Here is a 19,254-nt window from a genome sequence, read left to right on the forward strand (position 1 = left end):
TCAGCGCAGTTCCGCTTCAGCGCAGTTCTACGGGAACGATGGTCGTCTCCTTGATCTCCTCCATGACGAAGGAGGCCGAAACGTCCGACAGCGCCACCTTGGCGATCAGCCGTTGATACAGCCGGTCATAAGCCTTCACGTCGGCGACGCGGGCACGCAACACATAATCGAGATCGCCGGACATGCGGTAGACGCCGGTGATCTCGGGAAAACCGGTCACTGCCGACCGGAATTTTTGCAGCCAGTCCGGATCATGATTGGAGGTCCGGACCAGGATGAACACCGAGAGGCCAAGCCCAAGCTTGTCCGCATCGACCAGCGCCACCCGGCCGGTGATGACGCCGTCTTCTTCCAGCCGCTTGACCCGGCGCCAGCAGGCGTTGCGCGACAGCGACACCCTTTCCGACAACTGGTCGACCGACAGCGTGCCGTCGCGTTGCAGTTCGCTCAGCAATCTTCGGTCGATTTCATCGATTTCCAGCGGCATGTGGGATGTTTGTCCCAATAATTGGCCAAACACAAGGATGATTTGGGACCTATGAACCGGCGAGGCATGTCAAGATGCGAAAGATCGGGACTTCACGCGCTGAAAAGGGGACCAGCATGACCGCACGGCTCGCAAGACTTTTCACCTCTCATCCGGCATCGGTGGGCGAAACCTATTTCGGCCACATGGCTTTCGCCGCGTGGTTCTCGTCGCGGTTGTTCATGGCGGCATTCGCCGCGCTCATTCACGCCTTCCTGCCGTTCTTGTTCGATTCTACGGCAAGCCGGATCATCCGCGAGCTTTACGAGCGGACGCACAACAGGGGACGTTAGAGGCGAAGTGCGGGCCGGCGGCCTGTCTAGGCGAAGTGGTCTGCCTCGGCATGAGCATTCGCCCCTCTCTCGGGTCGCGGTGAAGCTGGCGCTGGTCGGCTAAGCTCTGCGCAATCCCGATCAAGCGATGCCGGCCCTCGAATGCTGAACTTGGCTTGAAGCCGCGCTGCAGTCTGCCATTTGGTGAGACGAGTGCTGCCAGCTAGCCGGGAGCATTGGTCATGGACCTCGTCTTTTCCTCCACCACCGAATTGGCTGCCGCCATTCGCGACCGCAGGATTTCCGCTGTGGAAGCGCTGGACGCGCATCTGGCGCAGATCGACAGGCATAACAGGGCGATCAACGCAGTCGCCACGCTCGACAGGGAAGGGGCGCGGCAACGCGCCGAGAAGGCCGACGAAGCGCAGGCGCGCGGCGACGCTCTCGGGCCGTTGCACGGCGTGCCGTTCACACTGAAAGATATGCACCAAACATCGGGCATGAAGACCACGGTAGGCTTTCCGCCCTTTGCCGACTATGTGGCGAGAGAAGACAGCCCAGTCGTTCTCAGGCTGAAGGCGGCCGGCGGCGTTCTGGTCGGCAAGACAAATGTCGCAACGATGCTGGGCGACTGGCAGTCGGACAATCCGCTTTTTGGTCGCACCAATAATCCCTGGGACCTCTCGCGCACCGCGGGCGGTTCCAGCGGTGGCGCTGCCGCAGCGCTCTGCGCCGGGATGACGTCGTTCGAGGTCGGCACCGACATGCAGGATTCGATCCGGCTGCCTGCCGCCTTCTGCGGCGTCTACGGCCTCAAGCCGACAGAGCATCGCGTCTCCTTAGCCGGCGCCTTTCCCGATCCCGGTGGCGTACCGCGCGGCGTGCGGCTGATGTCCTGCATCGGTCCGCTAGCCCGCAATGTCGAAGATCTGGCGCTGATCCTGGCGATCATTGCAGGGCCGGACGGCCGCGACGCCGACCTTGCGCCGGTGCCTGTCGAGAGCATGCCGGAGCTTGACCTCAAGACCCTGCGCATCGTTTTCGCGCCGGCCTTTCCGGGTTTTCCGGTGGCCAGCGAAATCAGGGCCGCTGTTGAGAACCTGGCAAGGGAGCTTCAGTCGGCGGGCGCGGTCGTCGAGGAAGCAAGACTGCCGACGCTCGACCTGCATGACGATCTGACGCAAGGCGGCGCGCTGATCGGCATGATGCTGGAGGCAACGCAGCCTGAACCGCCAGAAGAACCGACACCGGTCTCGCGCTGGTTCGAGGCGCTCGGCCGCCGCGATCGGTCAATCCTTGCCTGGGAACGGTTTTTCCAAGAATGGGATGCGTTGCTGTGCCCCGTTGCTATGACCATGGCCTTTCCGCATTGCGAGCCGGGAACACCGATCAAGGTCGATGACAGCGAGCAGAGCTACTGGATGCTGCCGGCCTATGGCGCGGTGTTCAACTACAGCGGCCATCCTGCACTTTCGCTGCCGTGCCCGCAGGATCGTGACGGCCTGCCCATTGGTCTGCAGCTGGTCGGCAGACGCTGGTCCGAATCGTGGCTGCTCGGCATCGCCAGGGCAATAGCGCCGCTGAGCGGCGGTTTTCGCCGTCCGCCCGGCTATTGAGCAAACCGCGTCAGCCCATAAGGCTCAAGCAGCGGATCGCGCACGCCGTCGAGGATTTCCCGGGCGGCGAACAGGCCGACGGCAGGCGCCAGCGTGATACCGGAATGCATGACCGCGACGTAGAGCCCGCTGACGCCTTGAGCGCGCCCGATGATCGGAAAGCCGTCGATCGGCGTCGGCCGGTAACCGACCGTGTGGAAATCCAGTTCCAGCCCGTCAGCGCCGCGCAGCATGCTCTTCATCGCCGCAAACAACTCGCGGGCGGTGGCTTCGGCATCCACGCCCGGATCGGCGCCGCCGAAATCCGAGCCGGCGATGACGCGGCCTTCGGTAGTCTGGCGCATGTGCAGCCGGTCGCCGATCACCAGCCCGTTGAGCAGCTTTTCGTAGGGGCGTGAATGGACGATCAGGCCAGGCGGCGTCTCGATCGGCAGTTTTAACCCGGCCGTCGCGGCGATTGCCGGAGAGCCGGCGCCCGGCGCGATCACCACCTCGTCGGCGGCAATCGGTCCGGTGGATGTATCGACGCCGGTAACCCTGCCGTTGGCCTGCACCAACGCTGTCACGGCCGTGCCGGTCATCATCCGCGCGCCGCGCTGCTCGGCGTCGGCCAGCAGCGCCAGCGTGGCGGCGACCGGTTCGGCGACACCTTCCCCAGGCACATGCAGCGCGAAATCGGGAAGCTCGGCAAGATTGGGCTCGATGCTCGCGGCTCTCGCACGGTCGACGCGCTCGATGCCGTAACCCCAGCCGGAGTGCTCGGTGGCATAGGCTTCCAACTCGGCCGCCGGCAGGTCCCAGCACAGGCCGCCGCACCAGGCGAGCGGAATGCCGGGCAGGTCCTGCGCCAGCCGTGTCCATTCGGCCATCGAACGGGTGCGCAGCCGGAAATACGGCTCTGGATTGCCCCAACTGGCATTGATCCAGGCAAAGGAATTCGGCGTGGCGACGCCGCCGACGCCGCTGTCGGCAACGACCGTCACCTTCGCGCCGGCCTTCGCCAGATGCCAGGCGATGGACGCGCCGATAATGCCGGCGCCGACAACGATGACTTGCTTGGCTGCGCTCATGGACAGTCCTTTGTCGAATCGGGTCTTCTGATGTCGTTGCGGCAACCCTATCTCAAGACCGGGTGAGAGCCATCCGCCCAAAAATATTCGACAGGCTACAAAAGCGCTGCTAAAAGCCCGCGCACCACATGGGATTCCACAAATTGGCTGAAGACATCACGAACGCGGTGGCGCGCCGCCGTACTTTCGCGATCATCGCGCATCCGGACGCCGGCAAGACGACGCTGACCGAAAAGCTGCTTTTATTCGGCGGCGCCATCCAGCTTGCCGGCGAGGTCAAGGCCAAGAAGGATCGCATCCAGACCCGGTCGGACTGGATGAAGATCGAGCGCGAGCGCGGCATCTCCGTCGTCACCTCCGTAATGACCTTCGAGTATGAGGACAACGTCTTCAACCTGCTCGACACGCCCGGCCACGAGGATTTCGCCGACGACACCTATCGCACGCTGTCGGCGGTCGACGCGGCGGTCATGGTCATCGACGCCGCCAAGGGCATCGAGCCGCGCACGCTAAAACTGTTCGAGGTGTGCCGGCTGCGCGACATCCCGATCATCACCTTCGTCAACAAGATGGACCGCGAAAGCCGCGACCCGTTCGAAATCCTCGACGAGATCGAGCAGAAGCTGGCGCTGGACACCGCACCGATCACCTGGCCGATCGGCCGCGGCAAGACCTTTTCCGGCACCTATCATCTGGCGCTGAACGCCGTGCGCAAGGGCGATGCCGAGAAGGAGCGCACGCCGGTCAACGGTCCCGATTCCAACCGCGTCGCCGGCCTGTTGCCGGAGAACGAGCGCGAAGCTTTCATCGAGGAGCTGGAGCTGGCGCGCGAAGCCTGCCGTCCGCTCGACATCGACTCCTTCCGCGAGGGTCATCTGACGCCGGTCTATTTCGGTTCGGCGTTGCGCAATTACGGCGTGCGCGACCTGATCGAAGCGCTTGGCGCCTACGGGCCGCCGCCGCGCGCGCAGGAGGCCGACACGCGTAAGGTCGAGGCGACCGAGGACAAGATGACCTCGTTCGTCTTCAAGATCCAAGCCAACATGGACCCTAACCATCGCGACCGCATCGCCTTCGTCCGTGTCTGCTCGGGCAAGCTCGAGCGCGGCATGAAGGCCAAGCTGGTGCGTACGGGAAAACCGATGAGCCTGTCGGCGCCGCAATTCTTCTTCGCCCGCACCCGCGTCACCGCCGACGAGGCTTTTGCCGGCGACGTCGTCGGCATCCCCAATCACGGCACGCTGCGCATCGGCGATACGCTGACCGAGGGCGAGGAGATACTGTTCCGCGGTGTGCCGAATTTCGCGCCGGAAATCCTGCGCCGCGTCCGCCTCGGCGACGCGATGAAGGCCAAGAAGCTCAAGGAAGCGCTACACCAGATGGCCGAGGAAGGCGTCGTGCAACTGTTCTCGCCGGAGGACGGTTCACCGGCAATCGTCGGCGTCGTCGGTGCGCTGCAGCTCGACGTGCTGAAAGAGCGGCTGAACTTCGAATACACGCTGCCCGTCGATTTCGAGATGTCGCGCTTTTCCGTCTGCCGTTGGATATCGGCTGACGACAAGGCCGAGGTGCATCGCTTCATCGAGGCGCATCGCGGCGACATCGCCCGCGACCTCGACAACGACCCGGTGTTCCTGGCCCAGCACGCCTTTTCGCTCAACTACGAGGCCGAACGCTGGAAGGCGATCCGCTTCGCCGCGGTCAAGGATTACCAGGTCCGCGACAAGGCAGCCTGAGCTGCGCCGCTTTTCCTTCTCCCCTTGTGGGAGAAGGTGTCGCCGAAGGCGACGGATGAGGGGTGTTCCAGGGAACGCTGACGCCTCATTCCGTCCAGCGCCCCTCAACCGTCTTGGCGCTGCGCGCCGATCCACCTTCTCCCACAGGGGGAGAAGGCAAGGTCGCGCGTTCACTCACCCCCTGGCTGCCTCTTCGATCTTGGCGATGTCGATCTTGGTCATCTGCATCATCGCCTGCATCACCCGGCTGGCCTTGGCCTGGTCGGGATCAAGCAGCAGCCTGGGCAACTGCTCCGGCACGACCTGCCAGGACACGCCGAATTTGTCCTTCAGCCAGCTGCACTGGCTGGGCTCGCCACCGCCTTCGATGAGTCTGTCCCAGAAATAGTCGACCTCCTCCTGCGTCTTGCAGTCGATGGAGAGCGAGACTGCCTCGGTGAACTTGAATTGCGGCCCGCCGTTGAGCGCCTGGAACTGAACGCCGTCGAGCTCGAAATAGGTCACCAGAACCTTGCCCTCACTATCGCCGCTGCCCTCGGGCCAGCGCATCACGCTCAGCACCTTCGAATTCTTGAAGATGGACATATAGTGGTTCATGGCCTCCTCGGCCTGGTCGTCGAACCACAGGCAGGGGGTGATCTTTTGCATTTGCTTGCTCCTCGGCTGTTGCAGTTGGCTATCACAGTGAAACGGTCTGGCTGGCGTTGGTGTTATTTGCCGTGCCGTTTGCCCAAGGACGCCCGGGCGGCATGCAGACCGACAGTGTCATCAAATTTTCTTGGGAAAATCTGGCGCATTGCAAAATTGTGGCCAGACCAGGCTTCGGCGTCTATAACGCCTGCGGTCCGAATTCAGCGCCGCCGCGCTCCCCTCGAGCGCAGCCAGCCAGCCAAGGAAAATTCATGCCTGCCTATCGCTCCCGCACCACAACCCATGGCCGCAACATGGCCGGCGCCCGTGGCCTTTGGCGCGCCACCGGCATGAAGGATTCCGATTTCGGCAAGCCGATCATCGCCGTGGTCAACTCCTTCACCCAGTTCGTGCCCGGCCATGTCCACCTCAAGGATCTTGGCCAACTGGTCGCGCGCGAGATCGAGAAGGCTGGCGGCGTTGCGAAAGAGTTCAACACCATCGCCGTCGACGACGGCATCGCCATGGGTCACGACGGCATGCTCTATTCGCTGCCGTCACGCGAGCTGATCGCCGACTCGGTCGAGTACATGGTCAACGCACACTGCGCCGACGCCATGGTGTGCATCTCCAATTGCGACAAGATCACACCCGGCATGCTGATGGCGTCGCTGCGTCTCAACATCCCGACGGTCTTTGTCTCCGGCGGGCCGATGGAGGCCGGCAAGGTGGTGCTTGCCGGCAAGACGCAGGCGCTGGATCTGGTCGACGCCATGGTCGCGGCCGCTGATGACAAGATCTCCGACGAGGACGTCAAGACCATCGAGCGCTCGGCCTGTCCGACCTGCGGCTCCTGCTCTGGCATGTTCACCGCCAATTCGATGAATTGCCTGACCGAGGCGCTGGGCCTTTCTCTACCTGGCAACGGCTCGACGCTGGCGACGCATGCCGACCGCAAGCGGCTGTTCGTCGAGGCCGGCCATCTGATCGTCGATCTCGCCCAGCGCTACTACGAGCAGGACGACGACACCGCGCTGCCGCGCAACATCGCCTCGAAGGGCGCCTTCGAGAACGCCATGACGCTCGACATCGCCATGGGCGGCTCGACCAACACCGTGCTGCACATTCTCGCTGCAGCGCATGAGGGCGAGATCAACTTCGACCAGGACGACATCGACGCGCTGTCGCGCAAGGTGCCGGTGCTGTGCAAGGTTGCCCCCGCCAAGGCCGATGTGCACATGGAAGACGTCCACCGCGCCGGCGGCATCATGGCGATCCTCGGCCAGCTCGACAACGCCGGGCTGATCAATCGCGACCTGCCGACTGTACATACGCGAACGCTGGGTGAAGCGCTCGACCATTGGGACATCTCCCGCACCACCAGTCAAAGCGTCCGCGACTTCTTTCTGGCGGCTCCGGGCGGCGTGCCGACGCAAGTCGCCTTCAGTCAGGACCGCCGCTGGGACGAGCTCGATCTCGACCGGGAGAAGGGTGTCATCCGCTCGGCCGAGCACCCGTTTTCCAAGGACGGTGGCCTTGCCGTGCTCAAGGGCAACCTTGCGCAGGACGGCTGCATCGTGAAGACCGCCGGCGTCGATGAATCGATCCTGAAATTCACCGGCCCGGCCAGAGTGTTCGAAAGCCAGGACGCCAGCGTCAAAGCGATCCTGTCCAACGAGATCAAGGCCGGCGATGTCGTCGTCATCCGCTACGAGGGGCCGCGTGGCGGCCCTGGCATGCAGGAAATGCTCTACCCGACCAGCTATCTCAAGTCGAAGGGCCTCGGCAAAGCCTGCGCGCTGGTCACCGATGGCCGCTTCTCCGGCGGCACCTCCGGCCTGTCGATCGGCCATGCGTCCCCGGAGGCGGCGGAAGGCGGGCTGATCGGGCTGGTGCAGGAGGGCGATACGATCGAGATCGATATCCCGAACCGTACCATCCGGCTTGCTGTCGACGACGCGGAACTGGTCGCCCGCCGCGCGGCGATGGAGGCAAAGGGAGCTGCCGCCTGGAAGCCCGTGGAACAGCGCAAGCGCAAGGTGACGATGGCCTTGCGCGCCTATGCCGCGATGGCAACCAGTGCTGCAAAGGGTGCGGTAAGGTACGTGCCGGAGTAGCGCGGTTCTTCCCTTCCCCCTTGTGGGAGAAGGTGGCCTTGCGAAGCGAGGTCGGATGAGGGGTGTTCCAGGGAACGCCAGCGCCTCATTCCGTCCAGCACCCCTCAACCGTCTCGGCGCTGCGCGCCAATCCACCTTCTCCCACAAGGAGGGCTTTGCACGGGGAGCGAAGTGGATTTCGGTGGTCAGTGAGGGCCTTTTTGAAGGCCGGCAGAGCGGTTTTCCGCGGCCCTTGCGGGGCCTTTGTCGGTTTAGGCAGCCATCCTGCCGGATTGTGGACGCACTCCTCCCTCATGTCCGCCTCTCATCGGGTGGATAGAGGACGCCAATCATGGTGCGCAGATTGTAAGCGCAGGCGGCCAGTATGCACTGCGTGCGGTTGGTGGCGAGGTTGAAGAAGCGCAGGCGTCGCATGCCGTAACGCTCCTTGAACACGGCGAAAGGCCGCTCCACTGCCGCCCGCACCTTGGCGATCAGCCGGTTGCGCAGCTTGTGGCGCGGCGGCAACTCGGGGTGATGCTTGTTGGGCCGCCGCATCAGCCGGTCCTTAATGTTGGCGGCGGCGAGCCGGGCATGGCGGGCGTGGGTGTAATAGGCTTGATCGCCATAGGCCGCCTTCTCGTCGCCGCAGATCAACTGGTCGGCCGGCTCGGTGTCGGTGACCGAGGCGTCGCTCGCCTCGACACGCCGGATCAAGGTGTGCTCCTGGTCGACGCCGATGTGCATCTTGTAGCCGAAGGTGCTCTTCTTGCCCTTCTTGCCCCAACGCGCATCCTTGTCGGCCGACGGCTTGACCGGACCTTGGTGGCCCTTTTTCGGCTGCTTGGGCGGACGGCCACGAGCCTGCAGGAACGTGGCATCGACCAAGGTGCCGCGCTTGACGATCAGGCCCTTCTCCTCCAGCTGACGGTTGATCTCCTCAAAGACCTTGTCGATCAGTCGCTCACGCGTCAGCTCCTCGCGGAAGCGCCACAGTGTCGAATGGTCGGGCGTGCGGTCCGAAAGGCTGAAACCGGCAAAGCGGCGGAACGACAATCGGTCCCGGATCTGCGCCTCAAGCGCCGGATCGCTCAGCCCATGCCACATGCCCAGCAAAAGACAGCGCACCAGCGGTTCCGCCGGATAGCTGGTGTTGCCCGAGCCAGGACCGCTGCGCTGACCCAGCAATGTTCGGATCGGCGCCCAGTCCAGTTCCTTCGATACTAGGTCGAAAATCGTCTCATCCGACGCCGCCAGACCGTCCGCCAGACTCAACTGACCCAAAACACGATCCGCCATCCCGAATCTCCCTGCTCCAACCTTCACCACAGAATCACCGTTCGGCTTCTGTGCAAAGGTCTCACAAGGGGAGAAGGGAACAGAGCGCTACGGCATCAACTGGTATTCATAAAGCTTCTGGTAGAGGCCGCCTTGCCTGAGCAGCGTCCGGTGCGGGCCGCTTTCCACCACTTTGCCGGCTTCCAGAACCACGATCGTGTCGGCCTGGTGCACGGTCGACAGCCGGTGGGCGATGACGATGGTGGTGCGCCCGACCGTCAGCTGCTGTAGCGCGTCGCGAAACAGCGCCTCGGATTCGGCATCGAGCGCGCTGGTCGCCTCGTCCAGCAGCAGGATCTCCGCGTTGCGCAGCATGGCGCGCGCGATTGAGATACGCTGGCGCTGGCCGCCGGAAAGCAGCGCGCCGTTCTCGCCGACCTCCGTGTCGTAGCCTTTCGCCATGGCGGTGATGAAATTGTGGGCGTTGGCTGCCTTGGCGGCGGCGATCACGTCCTCGTCGGGCGCGTCCTGCCGCCCGAGACGGATGTTGTGCATCACCGTGCCGGCAAACAGGAACGTGTCCTGGCTCACATAGGCGATCTTCTGCCGCAGTGAGGCGAGTGTGGCGTGCGCAATGTCCTGGCCATCGAACAGCACCTTGCCGCTCTGCGGGTCGTACATACGCATGATCAGGTTGAGGATGGTCGACTTGCCGCCGCCCGATGGCCCGACCAGCGCCGTCATCTTGCCTGCCGCCAGGGTCAGGTCGAACCCTTCGAACACCGGCGGGCTTTCCGGATAGGCAAAGCTAACATTGTCGAAACGGATTTCGCCCGGCCCCGGCCGCAGCGGCTTGGCGTCCGGCTTTTCGGCCAGCGTCAGCGGCCGGTCGGCGAGCTGGAACATCATGCGCACGCCGACGATGCCGGTTTCCAGCGAGATACGCACGCGGGCGAGGCGCTTTGCCGGTTCATAGGCAAGCAGCAGCGCCGCGATGAAGGCCATGATGTTGCCTGGCGTCTGGCCCCCCTGCAGGACCAGAAGGCCGCTGACCAGGATGGCGCCGGAGATCGCCAGTCCGGCAAGCGTTTCCATCACCGGGCTGGTGGCAGCCTCCAGTGTAGCAATGTTGTTGGCGCGGTTCTCGACATCCGACACCGCCTTGTGCATGCGCTTGCGCATCGCGCCTTCGAGACCGAACGATTTGACGACACGCACGCCGATTGCCGTTTCCTGCATCACCTGCACGATCTGGCCTAGCGAGCGGAATTCCTGCGCGGCGATCTTGCGGACGCGCTTCAGGATGCGGTTGACGCCGTAGATGGCTATGGGCCCGATGACGAAGCAGATCAGGGACAGCGCAGGCTGCTGCCAGACCATGACCGCCACCAGGACAACCAACGTCACCAGGTCGCGCACATAGGACGTGACGACGAGGTCGAGCACGCTGCGAGCGGCCTGTGCATTGTTGGTCATGCGGGTGATCAGGTCGGATGACGAGGTCGAATGGTAGAACTCGATGCCTTGCGCCAGGATGCGGTCGTAGATCTTGCGCTGCCGTTCGGCGATGATGCTGTTGCCGACGCGGCTCATGAAATAGGCTTGGACGAAATTGGCGATGCCCTTGGCGATGAAGATCGCGGCGACCGCCGCGGCAATCCAGTTGATGCGCTCGACTCTTTTGTAGATCACGAACTCATTGGTGATTTCGCGCAGAATCCAGGCGCTGGCGCCCGTCATGGCGGCCACCACCAGCATCGACAGTATGGCGGCGCCGTATCCAAACTTGTGCTGGTGAAAGGATTCCCTGATCAGCCTTACGATAAGGCGCCGGTTCTCTTCCGAGCGTTCGTCACCTTTGAGGAACTTCAAGTTCACACTGGATTTCCGTGGTTGCGAATGTGGCGTTGAGCCCGAAGCCGATCGCTGCGCCGCGACACACGATGCGGATTCGCCTCAATGGACGAAAGGCGGCTTATAGAGCGAGTTGTGGTCGGATGGAACTGTTCGCTGCCGCGGAAAAAAACGGCTGCGGCAACCTGTCTTTTGCTCCACGATGCACACGGCCCCGGAAATCGGATTCGATTTTCGCTGGGGATCATGCGCAAAATCAAAGTGCTGCAGCGTCCTTTGCGCGTCCAAGAGGACGCGCGGCGCTGTAACGTGATTCTGAAAGAGGACGACGACAGATGAATTTCGACCTTATCGTCCGCGGCGGCATGCTGCCCGACGGCACAATCGCCGACATCGGCATCATCGGCGAGACGATCGCGGCCATCGAGCCAGAGTTGAACGTCACCGCGGGCACGGCGATCGACGCCCATGGCAATCTGGTCTCGCCGCCCTTCGTTGATCCACATTTCCACATGGACGCCACGCTGTCCCTGGGAATCCCGCGCATCAACGCGTCTGGCACGTTGCTGGAAGGCATTTCGCTTTGGGGCGAATTGAAGCCGCTGCTGACGCATGAGGCGGTGCGCGACCGCGCCCTCGCCTATTGCGACTGGGCGGTGTCGATGGGTCTGCTCGCCATCCGCACCCATGTCGATGTCTGCGACGACCGCTTGCTGGCGGTTGAAGCCCTGCTCGACGTGAAGAAGACGGTCGCGCCCTATATCGACCTGCAACTGGTCGCCTTCCCGCAGGACGGGTTTTACCGCTCGCCGACGGCGCGCGGTAACACCATCAGGGCGCTCGACATGGGTGTCGACATCGTTGGGGGCATTCCGCATTTCGAGCGCACCATGGCCGACGGCACGCGGTCTGTGACGGAACTGTGCGAGATCGCGGCAAAGCGCGGCCTTATGGTCGACCTGCATTGCGACGAGACCGATGATCCGCTGTCGCGCCATATCGAGCAACTAGCCTATGAGACGCAACGCCTCGGCCTGCACGGCAGGGTCGCCGGCTCGCATCTCACTTCGATGCACTCAATGGACAATTACTATGTCTCGAAGCTGTTGCCGTTGATCGCCGAGGCCGGCGTCTCGGCGATCCCCAATCCGCTTATCAACATCATGCTGCAGGGCCGCCACGACACATTTCCCAAGCGCCGCGGCCTGACGCGGGTTAAGGAAATGCTTGCCCTCGGCATCCCCGTCGGCTGGGGCCAGGATTGCGTGCTCGACCCCTGGTATTCGCTGGGCACCGCCGACATGCTCGACGTCGCCTTCATGGGGCTTCACGTCGCCCAGATGTCGAGCCCGGCCGACATGGCGCGCTGCTTCGACATGGTCACCAATGTCAACGCCGCCATCATGGGCCTCGACCATCTCGGCCTGGCGGTCGGTAAGCGCGCCAGCCTCGTCGTCCTCGATGCCGGCGATCCGGTCGAGGCCTTGCGTCTGCGTCCCGAGCGCCTCTGCGTCATCGCCAGGGGCAAGGTGGTGGCCGAGCGGGCCAGGCAGGAAACGCGGCTCTCGATCGCAGGACGGCCAGGAACTGTGAACCGCAGGCATCGCCCGCCCATTTCATGACCAATAATGGCAGGCCCAATAGGACATTGAACCTGCATCAAGCCGCACGCCTCGATCAGATTGATAGGTCCCAACCTTAAGTCTACAATCAGGCTCCAGTTTTATGTCGAGGAGGACACCATGTGGCACAAGACGGCGATGGTGGTCGCGTTGGCGGCGATCTCAGGCTGCATGACGGCAGAAGACCGTCGTGCCGCGGACGAGGCGAAATGCCGGTCCTACGGCTTCGCCAGGAAGAATGATGCCTTCGCGGAATGCCTGCAGCGCATCGATCTCGCGCGGCGCGCGGAACTGAGAAGTGCGTCGGCTTTCGATCCCTGGGACCGGCCCGTGATCTATCGGCCGGTCATCCTTCGGCCACGGCCAAAGTAGGCCGTTCAAATCGGCGACTTTCAGTATAGGCCCAGCCGATTTCCGGCTCTGGTCTGGCCGGGTTCCTGATTTACGCTCGTCAAAGCGGCTGCTTGCGTCTACGACGCTGCTCACCGAGCTTTCATGCGGGAGGAAGCGACATCGGGCATGGCACAGCCAACAGCCCAGAATTCGACGATCAGGAACGTGCTTTTGGCTGGCATTCTGCTGATGCTGGCCGGCGATTTCCTGTTTGCGTTGAACGATGCGATGGGCAAATGGCTGGTCGCCAGCTTTTCCGTCGGCCAAGTCGTGCTGATCCGCTCGATCGGCGCCTTTTTCGTGCTCGGCCCGATGATCGCGCGTCAAGGTACGGCCAAGCTGTTCCGCATGGAACGACCTGAGCTGCAGGTCTTGCGCGTCGTCATGACGACGCTCGACACGGCGCTGTTTTACGCCGCCGTCGTCTATCTGCCGCTCGCCGACGTTATGAGCTTCTATATGGCGGGGCCGATCTACGTTGCGGCATTGTCCCACCTGCTGCTCGGTGAAAAGGTCGGCTGGCGCCGCTGGATGGCGATCCTGGTCGGCTTCTGCGGCGTGCTGATCATGCTCAAACCGTCCTCGGCCGCGTTTTCGCTGTCGTCGACCTTCGCGCTGGCCGGAAGCATTTCATTCGCCTTCGCCATCATCCTCAACCGGCGGCTGCGCGGCACCAGCGACACCTCGCTCGTTACCTGGCAGACCATCGGCACATTGCTGGTCGGCGCGGTGCTGACCATCGGCAACTGGCAGACGCCGTCCTCGCTCGATTTCGGCGCCATGCTGCTTCTCGGCATCGTCTCTTGCGGTGCGCATCTGATGATCACCAGGGCGCTGAAGCTAGCGCCCGCTTCGACGCTGGCGCCGCTGCATTACAGCCTGCTGCTGTGGGCCGTCATCTTCGGGCTGGCCTTCTTCGGCGACATGCCCGGCCCGCGCATCCTGATCGGCTCTGGGATCATCGTGCTGGCCGGCCTGTTCATCTTCCATCGCCAGAAGGTGGTCGACACCGTGCCGCCCGAAAACGTGCCGAAAGGCGTAAATTAGGTCCAGAGTACCTAACCTGCGCGCACCGCCGCCAGATGTCTTGAGAAGTCGGCCGTCTCCATCAGCGCCTTGCAGCGCGAAAAACGCCCGTCGGCATAGGCGCGGAAATCGTCGACCGGATTGCTATTGGCAAGCTGGATCAGTCCCCACAGCGTCCACAGCAGGTCGCACATTGCCTTGTAGATGACAACGCGGCCGCGCTCCGCCGGCGTTGGCTCGCCACCGAAATAGGCGAGCATCATCTCTTCCTCCTGCGCCGTATCAAACTGTCCTTCGACGCTGAGGTCGCCGAGATCCCAGAGCGGATCGTTCATGCCGGAATACTCCCAGTCGACGATCCACATCCTGTCGCCCGTATCGAGGAAGTTTTCGCACAGCGGATCGCAGTGGCAGGCGGCGAGGGGCAGGGGATGCGCGGCAAGGGCCGAGCGCACGGTTTCCGCCTCACGTACCACGTCGTGATAGCCGGTGGGCAGGGCGACGTCCTTGGTCGACAATACCTTCAGATAGTCGTCGATCATCGCAAAAAGCTCGAAGCGGAAGGGAAACACGGCGCCGGATGTATGCAATCTGCGGAAAGCTTCGCCGGCACGCGCCGGACTGCCCGGCCGGGTCCTGAATTTTTCCGGCGACATCGTCTCGGCTCCGACGACGAAACGCGTCATCATCACGCCTGTCTCGCCGTCGACATGCAGCACCTCGGGGCTGACGCCGGCCTTGGCGGCTTCCCGTGCCGCCACCGCCTCGTTGGCGCGGTTGATATACTCCTCTGTGCCCTTGCCGGGAATCCGGAGGCAGACATCTCCAGCCCTGAAGACGAGGTTGGTGAGGCCGCCAAGCCGCTCCAGCGGTCCCTGGTAGGCGGCCAGCATTGGAATGGCTGCAAGCGCCGCGCGTGCTTCCTCGTCCACCATCGCTTTCCGCCCCCTTTCGCGTCTTTATTTGTGGCGACGACGGTTCCACAAATTTCACCGTTTGGCTATCATCGCCGGCATGCGATTCACTCCAGCGCCGTGCGTCCCTGTTGGACGCGCAAAGGTCGCTGCAGCACTTGATTTTGCGGATAGGACTGCGATGGCGGACAGGAAAAATGAGGGTGCGCTCGCCGCAGCCTATGCAGCGCAGCGGCCAGAGGAGGTGGCGGCGCTCTACGACCGCTGGTCCGACACCTACGACGCCGACATGTTGGCGGCCGGTTACCGCCATCCAACCATCTGCCTTGCCTTGCTTGCCCGCCATTTGCCGCGCGGCGCGGCACCGCTCCTCGATGCTGGGGCCGGAACCGGGCTGATTGGCGAATGGCTTGCCATCACAGGCTATCCGCACGTTGAGGCGCTCGACATATCTGCGGGCATGCTGGCCAAGGCCGAGCGCAAGGGCGTCTATTCGGCGCTTCACTGCCTGGCGCTCGGCGGGCCGCTGCCTTTCGCGGATAATGCCTATGCCGGGATCATATCGGCCGGCGTCTTCACCTCGGGCCATGTCGGCGCAGAGGGGCTGGACGAACTGATCCGCATCTGCCGGCCGGGCGGGGTGATCGTGCTGACGGTCAAGAACACGCTGTGGGACGCCGGCTTTTCCGCACGGATTGCCGACCTCGAGGCGAAGGGCATCGTCACGCGCGCCGAGGAGACGTCGCCCTATGTGTCCATGCCGGGCGAGGCGGACACTGTGCCCAGCCGCGGCCTCGTTCTGCGCGTGAGCTGATCTAGGCTCTGATCTTTTCTCCCGCCGGATCGTAAAGCGGCTCGAGGTGGATCTTTGCCGGCGTCCGCTCCATCGCGACCACCAGCTCGTAATCGCCAGAGGCGAGAAAATCGTCGCTGACGCCATCGGCGTTGCGCACGTAGCCATAGCCGATATTTTTGCCAATGGTGTAGCCATAGCCGCCGCTGGTCAGGTAGCCGACCGGCTCGTTGTTGCGCAATATCGTCTCGCGCCCGAGCAGCACGATCTCGCAATCGTCGACCGTAAAGCCGGCAAAGCGTTTTTTCGGTGCGGCGCCGCTGATGCTTTCCAGAGCCCGCCTGCCGAGGAAATCCGTGTTCTTTCTGAGTTTCACCGCCCAGCCGAGACCGGCCTCCTGCGGCGTGTCGTTGGGTGTGATGTCGGAGCCCCAGGCGCGGTAGCCTTTTTCCAGCCGTAGCGATTCCAGCGCCCGGTAACCGACCGGGCGGATGTTGTATGTCCTGCCTGCGGCCATCAGCGTGTCGAAAATCTCGCCCGTTGCCGCGATCGGCACATGCAGTTCCCAGCCAAGCTCGCCGACATAGGTGATGTGCAGCGCCCGGATGGTGTGGGTGGCAATGGAGATTTCCCGCACATGGCCGAACGGGAAAGCGGTGTTCGACACATCCGCATCGGTCACCGCAGCCAGCACGTCGCGCGCACGCGGTCCCATCAGCGACAGCGTGCCGAAATCCTCGGTGACATCGGTGAGCGTCACATCGAGTTCCTTGCCGACATGGTCGCCGATCCACGAGAAATCATGCGTCCTGAAACCGGTGCCGGTGACGACGTAGAACCGTTCTTCGCCGAGCCGCGCCACGGTCAAGTCGGCCTCGATGCCGCCGCGCGTGTTGAGAAGCTGCGTGTAGGTCAACCGGCCGACCGGCTTGCTGATGTCGTTGGCGCAGATCCAGTCGAGCGCCTTCAGCGCGTCCGCGCCGGTCATCTCGTATTTGGCGAAGGACGACTGGTCGAAGATGCCGACGCTCTCGCGCACGTGCCGGTGCTCGTCGCCAACGGCTGAAAACCAGTTCTGCCGGCCCATCGAATAGATGTCCTTTGGCTCGACACTTTCGGGCGCGAACCAGTTCGGCCGCTCCCAGCCGAGCTTCGAGCCGAACACAGCGCGGTGCTTTTGCAGCCGTTCATAGAGCGGCGACACGATCCGCGGCCGGCCCGTGACATACTCCTCATGCGGGAAGCCGATCGTGTAGTGCTTGCCATAGGCTTCCAGCGTGCGGTCGCGGACCCATTGCCGGTCGCGGTGCAGGTCGGAGAAGCGCCTGATATCGACCACCCACAGGTCGAATGGCGCCTCGCCGCCGACCACCCATTGCGCCAGCACCCAGCCGGCGCCGCCGCCCGCCGCGATGCCGAAGGCGTTGAAGCCGGCGCCGACGAACATGTTGGCGCATTCGGGCGCCACGCCGAGGATGAAATTGCCGTCGGGCGTGAAACTCTCCGGTCCGTTGATCATCTGCTTGACGCCGACGGTTTCGAGCGCCGGAATCCGCGCGATCGCCTGGTTCATATGCTGCTCGAAATGATCGTAATCGTCGTCGAACAGCCGGAACTCCCAGTCGTCAGGGACGTCGCCGCCGGGAAGATCGGTCGTCCAGGCTTGCGGGTTCGGCTCATAGCCGCCCATCACCAGCCCGCCGACCTCCTCCTTGAAATAGGTGCGGCGGTCGGGGTCGCGGATCGTCGGCGCATCGGTCGCCAACCCGTCGATCTTTTCGGTGATGATGTACTGGTGCTTCACCGGCTGCAGCGGCACGTTGATGCCGGCTAGCGCACCCACCTGCCGCGCCCATTGTCCGGCACAATTCACCACCTTGTCGCAGTCGATATCGCCCCTGTTGGTCTTAACCGCGGTGATGCGGCCATCCCTCGAGTCGAAGCCGGTGACGCGCACATCCTCGAGCAGTCTGGCGCCATGCATGCGCGCGCCTTTGGCCAGCGACTGCGTGATGTCGGAAGGGCTTGCCTGGCCGTCGGTCGGCAGCCAGCTGGCACCGACGAGATCGCCTGTTTCCAGCAGCGGCCACATTGTCTTGACCTCGGCCGGTGACAGCAACTGCATGTCCATGCCAAAGCTTTTCGCCGTCGTCGCCAGCCTCTTATACTCGATCCAGCGGTCGGCATTGGTGGCGAGCCTGAGGCACCCGGTCATCTTCCAGCCGGTGGCCAACCCGGTTTCGGCCTCCAGCCCCTTGTAGAGATCGACCGAATATTTGAGCACCCGGGTGATGGAGGCAGACGAGCGCAACTGTCCGACCAGCCCCGCCGCATGCCACGTGGAGCCCGAAGTCAGCTTGCCCTGCTCCAAAAGCACGACATCGGCCTTGTGGTCACGCGCCAGATGATAGGCCGTCGAACAGCCGATGATGCCGCCGCCGATGACGACGATCTCGGCATGGGCGGGCAATGTCATGATTTTTGTCCGTATTTTGTTCTGTAGTTTTCCAGCGCGGCATCGAGCCGCGTCAGGTTTTCGTCGGTATAGGCGACATAGTCGATGCCGGGCGCGTCGAGATAAAGTTCAGAAACCATGCTCCACATCGCCTCGCGCAGCAGCGATGCGCATTGCATGGCCGCATGCGAGCGGCGGATCGCCTCGTCCGGCTCCTTCATGAAATAGGCGGTCAGAAAGGCGAAGGACTCCTCGTCGCTCATGCCGGCGTTCGAGGCGACGCCGGCAAGGTCGAACATCGCCGTGTTGAAACCGGCATATTCGAAATCGATCAGCCACAGCCTGTCGCCGTCGTCGAGAATATTAGCCGGCAAAAGATCATTGTGGCCAAAGACGATCGGCAGCAGTTTCTGCGCCCGTTCGAGCTCGTCCGCAAGCGTCAGCAACCGCGGCAATTCGCTTCGCATGCGGCTGCCGCCTTCCTCCAGCGTGCGCGCATAGTCGCGGATGACATGGAACACCCAGAACATGAAGCCGGCGCCGGAGACATGATTGGGCATCTCCCGATGAAAGCCGCGCATCAGGGCGGCGACGCGGCCGATATTGGCGCGCACATCCTCCGCGACAAAGGTCCTGGCGCCGAGATACTCTGTCACTATGATGCCGGACTCGGTATGGCGTACGGCCGGCCCAAAGCCGGCGGCGTGAGCTGCGCGCGCGGTCATCACCTCACGCTCGCGAAAGACATGGTGGAACGGAAAGTCCTGACCGAAGCGCACGACATGCCGCCCGGCCGCATCCTTGACCAGATAGTTGGCGTTGCTCAGGCCGCCCGGCAGCGGAGCGATCTCGATGCTGCCGGTCCAGCAGGGCAGCGCGCGGATGCGGTCCTCGGCGGTCACAGGTTCATCCCTCGTTGGGCGGGTTCAAGACGCCGCGGGCGAGACAAAGATGGCGGCCGGCAGGAGGGAGC

General features: G+C 63.4%; 16 protein-coding genes. 8 read left to right on the forward strand and 8 right to left on the reverse strand.

Going from position 1 to position 19,254, the window contains the following annotated elements:
* Positions 1-16: 16 nt before the first annotated feature.
* A complete protein-coding gene (locus RPG13_RS09075; protein ID WP_127290074.1) occupies positions 17-487 on the reverse strand; it encodes an Lrp/AsnC family transcriptional regulator in 471 nt (156 codons plus the stop codon).
* A 116-nt stretch (positions 488-603) separates the two neighbouring features.
* On the opposite strand from RPG13_RS09075, the gene RPG13_RS09080 reads away from it, so the two are divergent.
* The gene (locus RPG13_RS09080) at positions 604-819 is read left to right on the forward strand and encodes a DUF6356 family protein (RefSeq protein WP_095483023.1); all 216 of its coding nucleotides are present in this window, start codon (positions 604-606) and stop codon (positions 817-819) included.
* 221 nt (positions 820-1,040) lie between these two features.
* A complete protein-coding gene (locus tag RPG13_RS09085) occupies positions 1,041-2,414 on the forward strand; it encodes an amidase (protein ID WP_127290076.1) in 1,374 nt (457 codons plus the stop codon).
* Here the strand turns inward: RPG13_RS09085 and RPG13_RS09090 are convergent.
* Positions 2,408-3,484 (reverse strand): NAD(P)/FAD-dependent oxidoreductase, encoded by a 1,077-nt coding sequence (locus RPG13_RS09090; protein ID WP_127290078.1) that lies wholly within the window; start codon positions 3,482-3,484, stop codon positions 2,408-2,410. The genes RPG13_RS09085 and RPG13_RS09090 overlap by 7 nt on opposite strands.
* A 128-nt stretch (positions 3,485-3,612) precedes the next feature.
* On the opposite strand from RPG13_RS09090, the gene RPG13_RS09095 reads away from it, so the two are divergent.
* Positions 3,613-5,220: a peptide chain release factor 3 gene (locus RPG13_RS09095; protein WP_095483020.1), complete on the forward strand. Its 1,608-nt coding sequence runs from the start codon at positions 3,613-3,615 to the stop codon at positions 5,218-5,220.
* A gap of 174 nt (positions 5,221-5,394) precedes the next feature.
* Here the strand turns inward: RPG13_RS09095 and RPG13_RS09100 are convergent, their stop codons facing one another.
* Positions 5,395-5,868: a VOC family protein gene (locus RPG13_RS09100; protein WP_292639503.1), complete on the reverse strand. Its 474-nt coding sequence runs from the start codon at positions 5,866-5,868 to the stop codon at positions 5,395-5,397.
* Between the two features lie 254 nt (positions 5,869-6,122).
* Here RPG13_RS09100 and ilvD point away from each other — a divergent pair, with 254 nt between their 5' ends.
* Positions 6,123-7,967: a dihydroxy-acid dehydratase gene (gene ilvD, locus RPG13_RS09105; protein WP_337124863.1), complete on the forward strand. Its 1,845-nt coding sequence runs from the start codon at positions 6,123-6,125 to the stop codon at positions 7,965-7,967.
* Positions 7,968-8,258: 291 nt separating this feature from the next.
* Here ilvD and RPG13_RS09110 read toward each other — a convergent pair whose 3' ends face one another.
* Together RPG13_RS09110 and RPG13_RS09115 are read right to left on the reverse strand one after the other, a co-directional pair.
* The gene (locus tag RPG13_RS09110; RefSeq protein ID WP_126103272.1) at positions 8,259-9,245 is read right to left on the reverse strand and encodes an IS5 family transposase; all 987 of its coding nucleotides are present in this window, start codon (positions 9,243-9,245) and stop codon (positions 8,259-8,261) included.
* A gap of 87 nt (positions 9,246-9,332) precedes the next feature.
* Positions 9,333-11,096, reverse strand: coding sequence for an ABC transporter ATP-binding protein (locus RPG13_RS09115; RefSeq protein ID WP_337127001.1), 1,764 nt, complete (start codon positions 11,094-11,096; stop codon positions 9,333-9,335).
* A 317-nt stretch (positions 11,097-11,413) separates the two neighbouring features.
* Here RPG13_RS09115 and RPG13_RS09120 point away from each other — a divergent pair, with 317 nt between their 5' ends.
* The 3 genes from RPG13_RS09120 to RPG13_RS09130 all read left to right on the forward strand — a co-directional run bounded on the left by RPG13_RS09120 (position 11,414) and on the right by RPG13_RS09130 (position 14,140).
* Positions 11,414-12,700 (forward strand): amidohydrolase family protein, encoded by a 1,287-nt coding sequence (locus tag RPG13_RS09120; protein ID WP_127290082.1) that lies wholly within the window; start codon positions 11,414-11,416, stop codon positions 12,698-12,700.
* A 120-nt stretch (positions 12,701-12,820) separates the two neighbouring features.
* Entirely contained in the window at positions 12,821-13,072 is a 252-nt protein-coding gene (locus RPG13_RS09125; RefSeq protein ID WP_127205404.1) for a hypothetical protein, read from the forward strand.
* 147 nt (positions 13,073-13,219) lie between these two features.
* Entirely contained in the window at positions 13,220-14,140 is a 921-nt protein-coding gene (locus RPG13_RS09130) for a DMT family transporter (protein ID WP_127205403.1), read from the forward strand.
* Positions 14,141-14,151: 11 nt separating this feature from the next.
* Here RPG13_RS09130 and RPG13_RS09135 read toward each other — a convergent pair whose 3' ends face one another.
* Entirely contained in the window at positions 14,152-15,054 is a 903-nt protein-coding gene (locus RPG13_RS09135) for a phosphotransferase family protein (protein WP_292227071.1), read from the reverse strand.
* A gap of 160 nt (positions 15,055-15,214) precedes the next feature.
* Here RPG13_RS09135 and RPG13_RS09140 point away from each other — a divergent pair, with 160 nt between their 5' ends.
* The gene (locus RPG13_RS09140) at positions 15,215-15,847 is read left to right on the forward strand and encodes a class I SAM-dependent DNA methyltransferase (protein WP_127290086.1); all 633 of its coding nucleotides are present in this window, start codon (positions 15,215-15,217) and stop codon (positions 15,845-15,847) included.
* 1 nt (position 15,848) lies between these two features.
* Here RPG13_RS09140 and RPG13_RS09145 read toward each other — a convergent pair whose 3' ends face one another.
* Positions 15,849-18,302 carry a GcvT family protein gene (locus RPG13_RS09145; protein WP_337124864.1) on the reverse strand — a complete coding sequence of 818 codons (2,454 nt, stop codon included), beginning with the start codon at positions 18,300-18,302 and terminating at the stop codon, positions 15,849-15,851.
* Positions 18,299-19,183, reverse strand: a complete 885-nt coding sequence (locus tag RPG13_RS09150; RefSeq protein WP_095483010.1) for a phosphotransferase family protein — start codon at positions 19,181-19,183, stop codon at positions 18,299-18,301. The genes RPG13_RS09145 and RPG13_RS09150 overlap by 4 nt, the downstream gene beginning before the upstream one ends.
* Between the last annotated feature and the right edge of the window lie 71 nt (positions 19,184-19,254).

Origin of the sequence: Mesorhizobium sp. ISC15 (genome assembly GCF_037162615.1) — a bacterium.
GTDB classification, from domain to species: Bacteria; Pseudomonadota; Alphaproteobacteria; order Rhizobiales; family Rhizobiaceae; genus Mesorhizobium; species Mesorhizobium mediterraneum.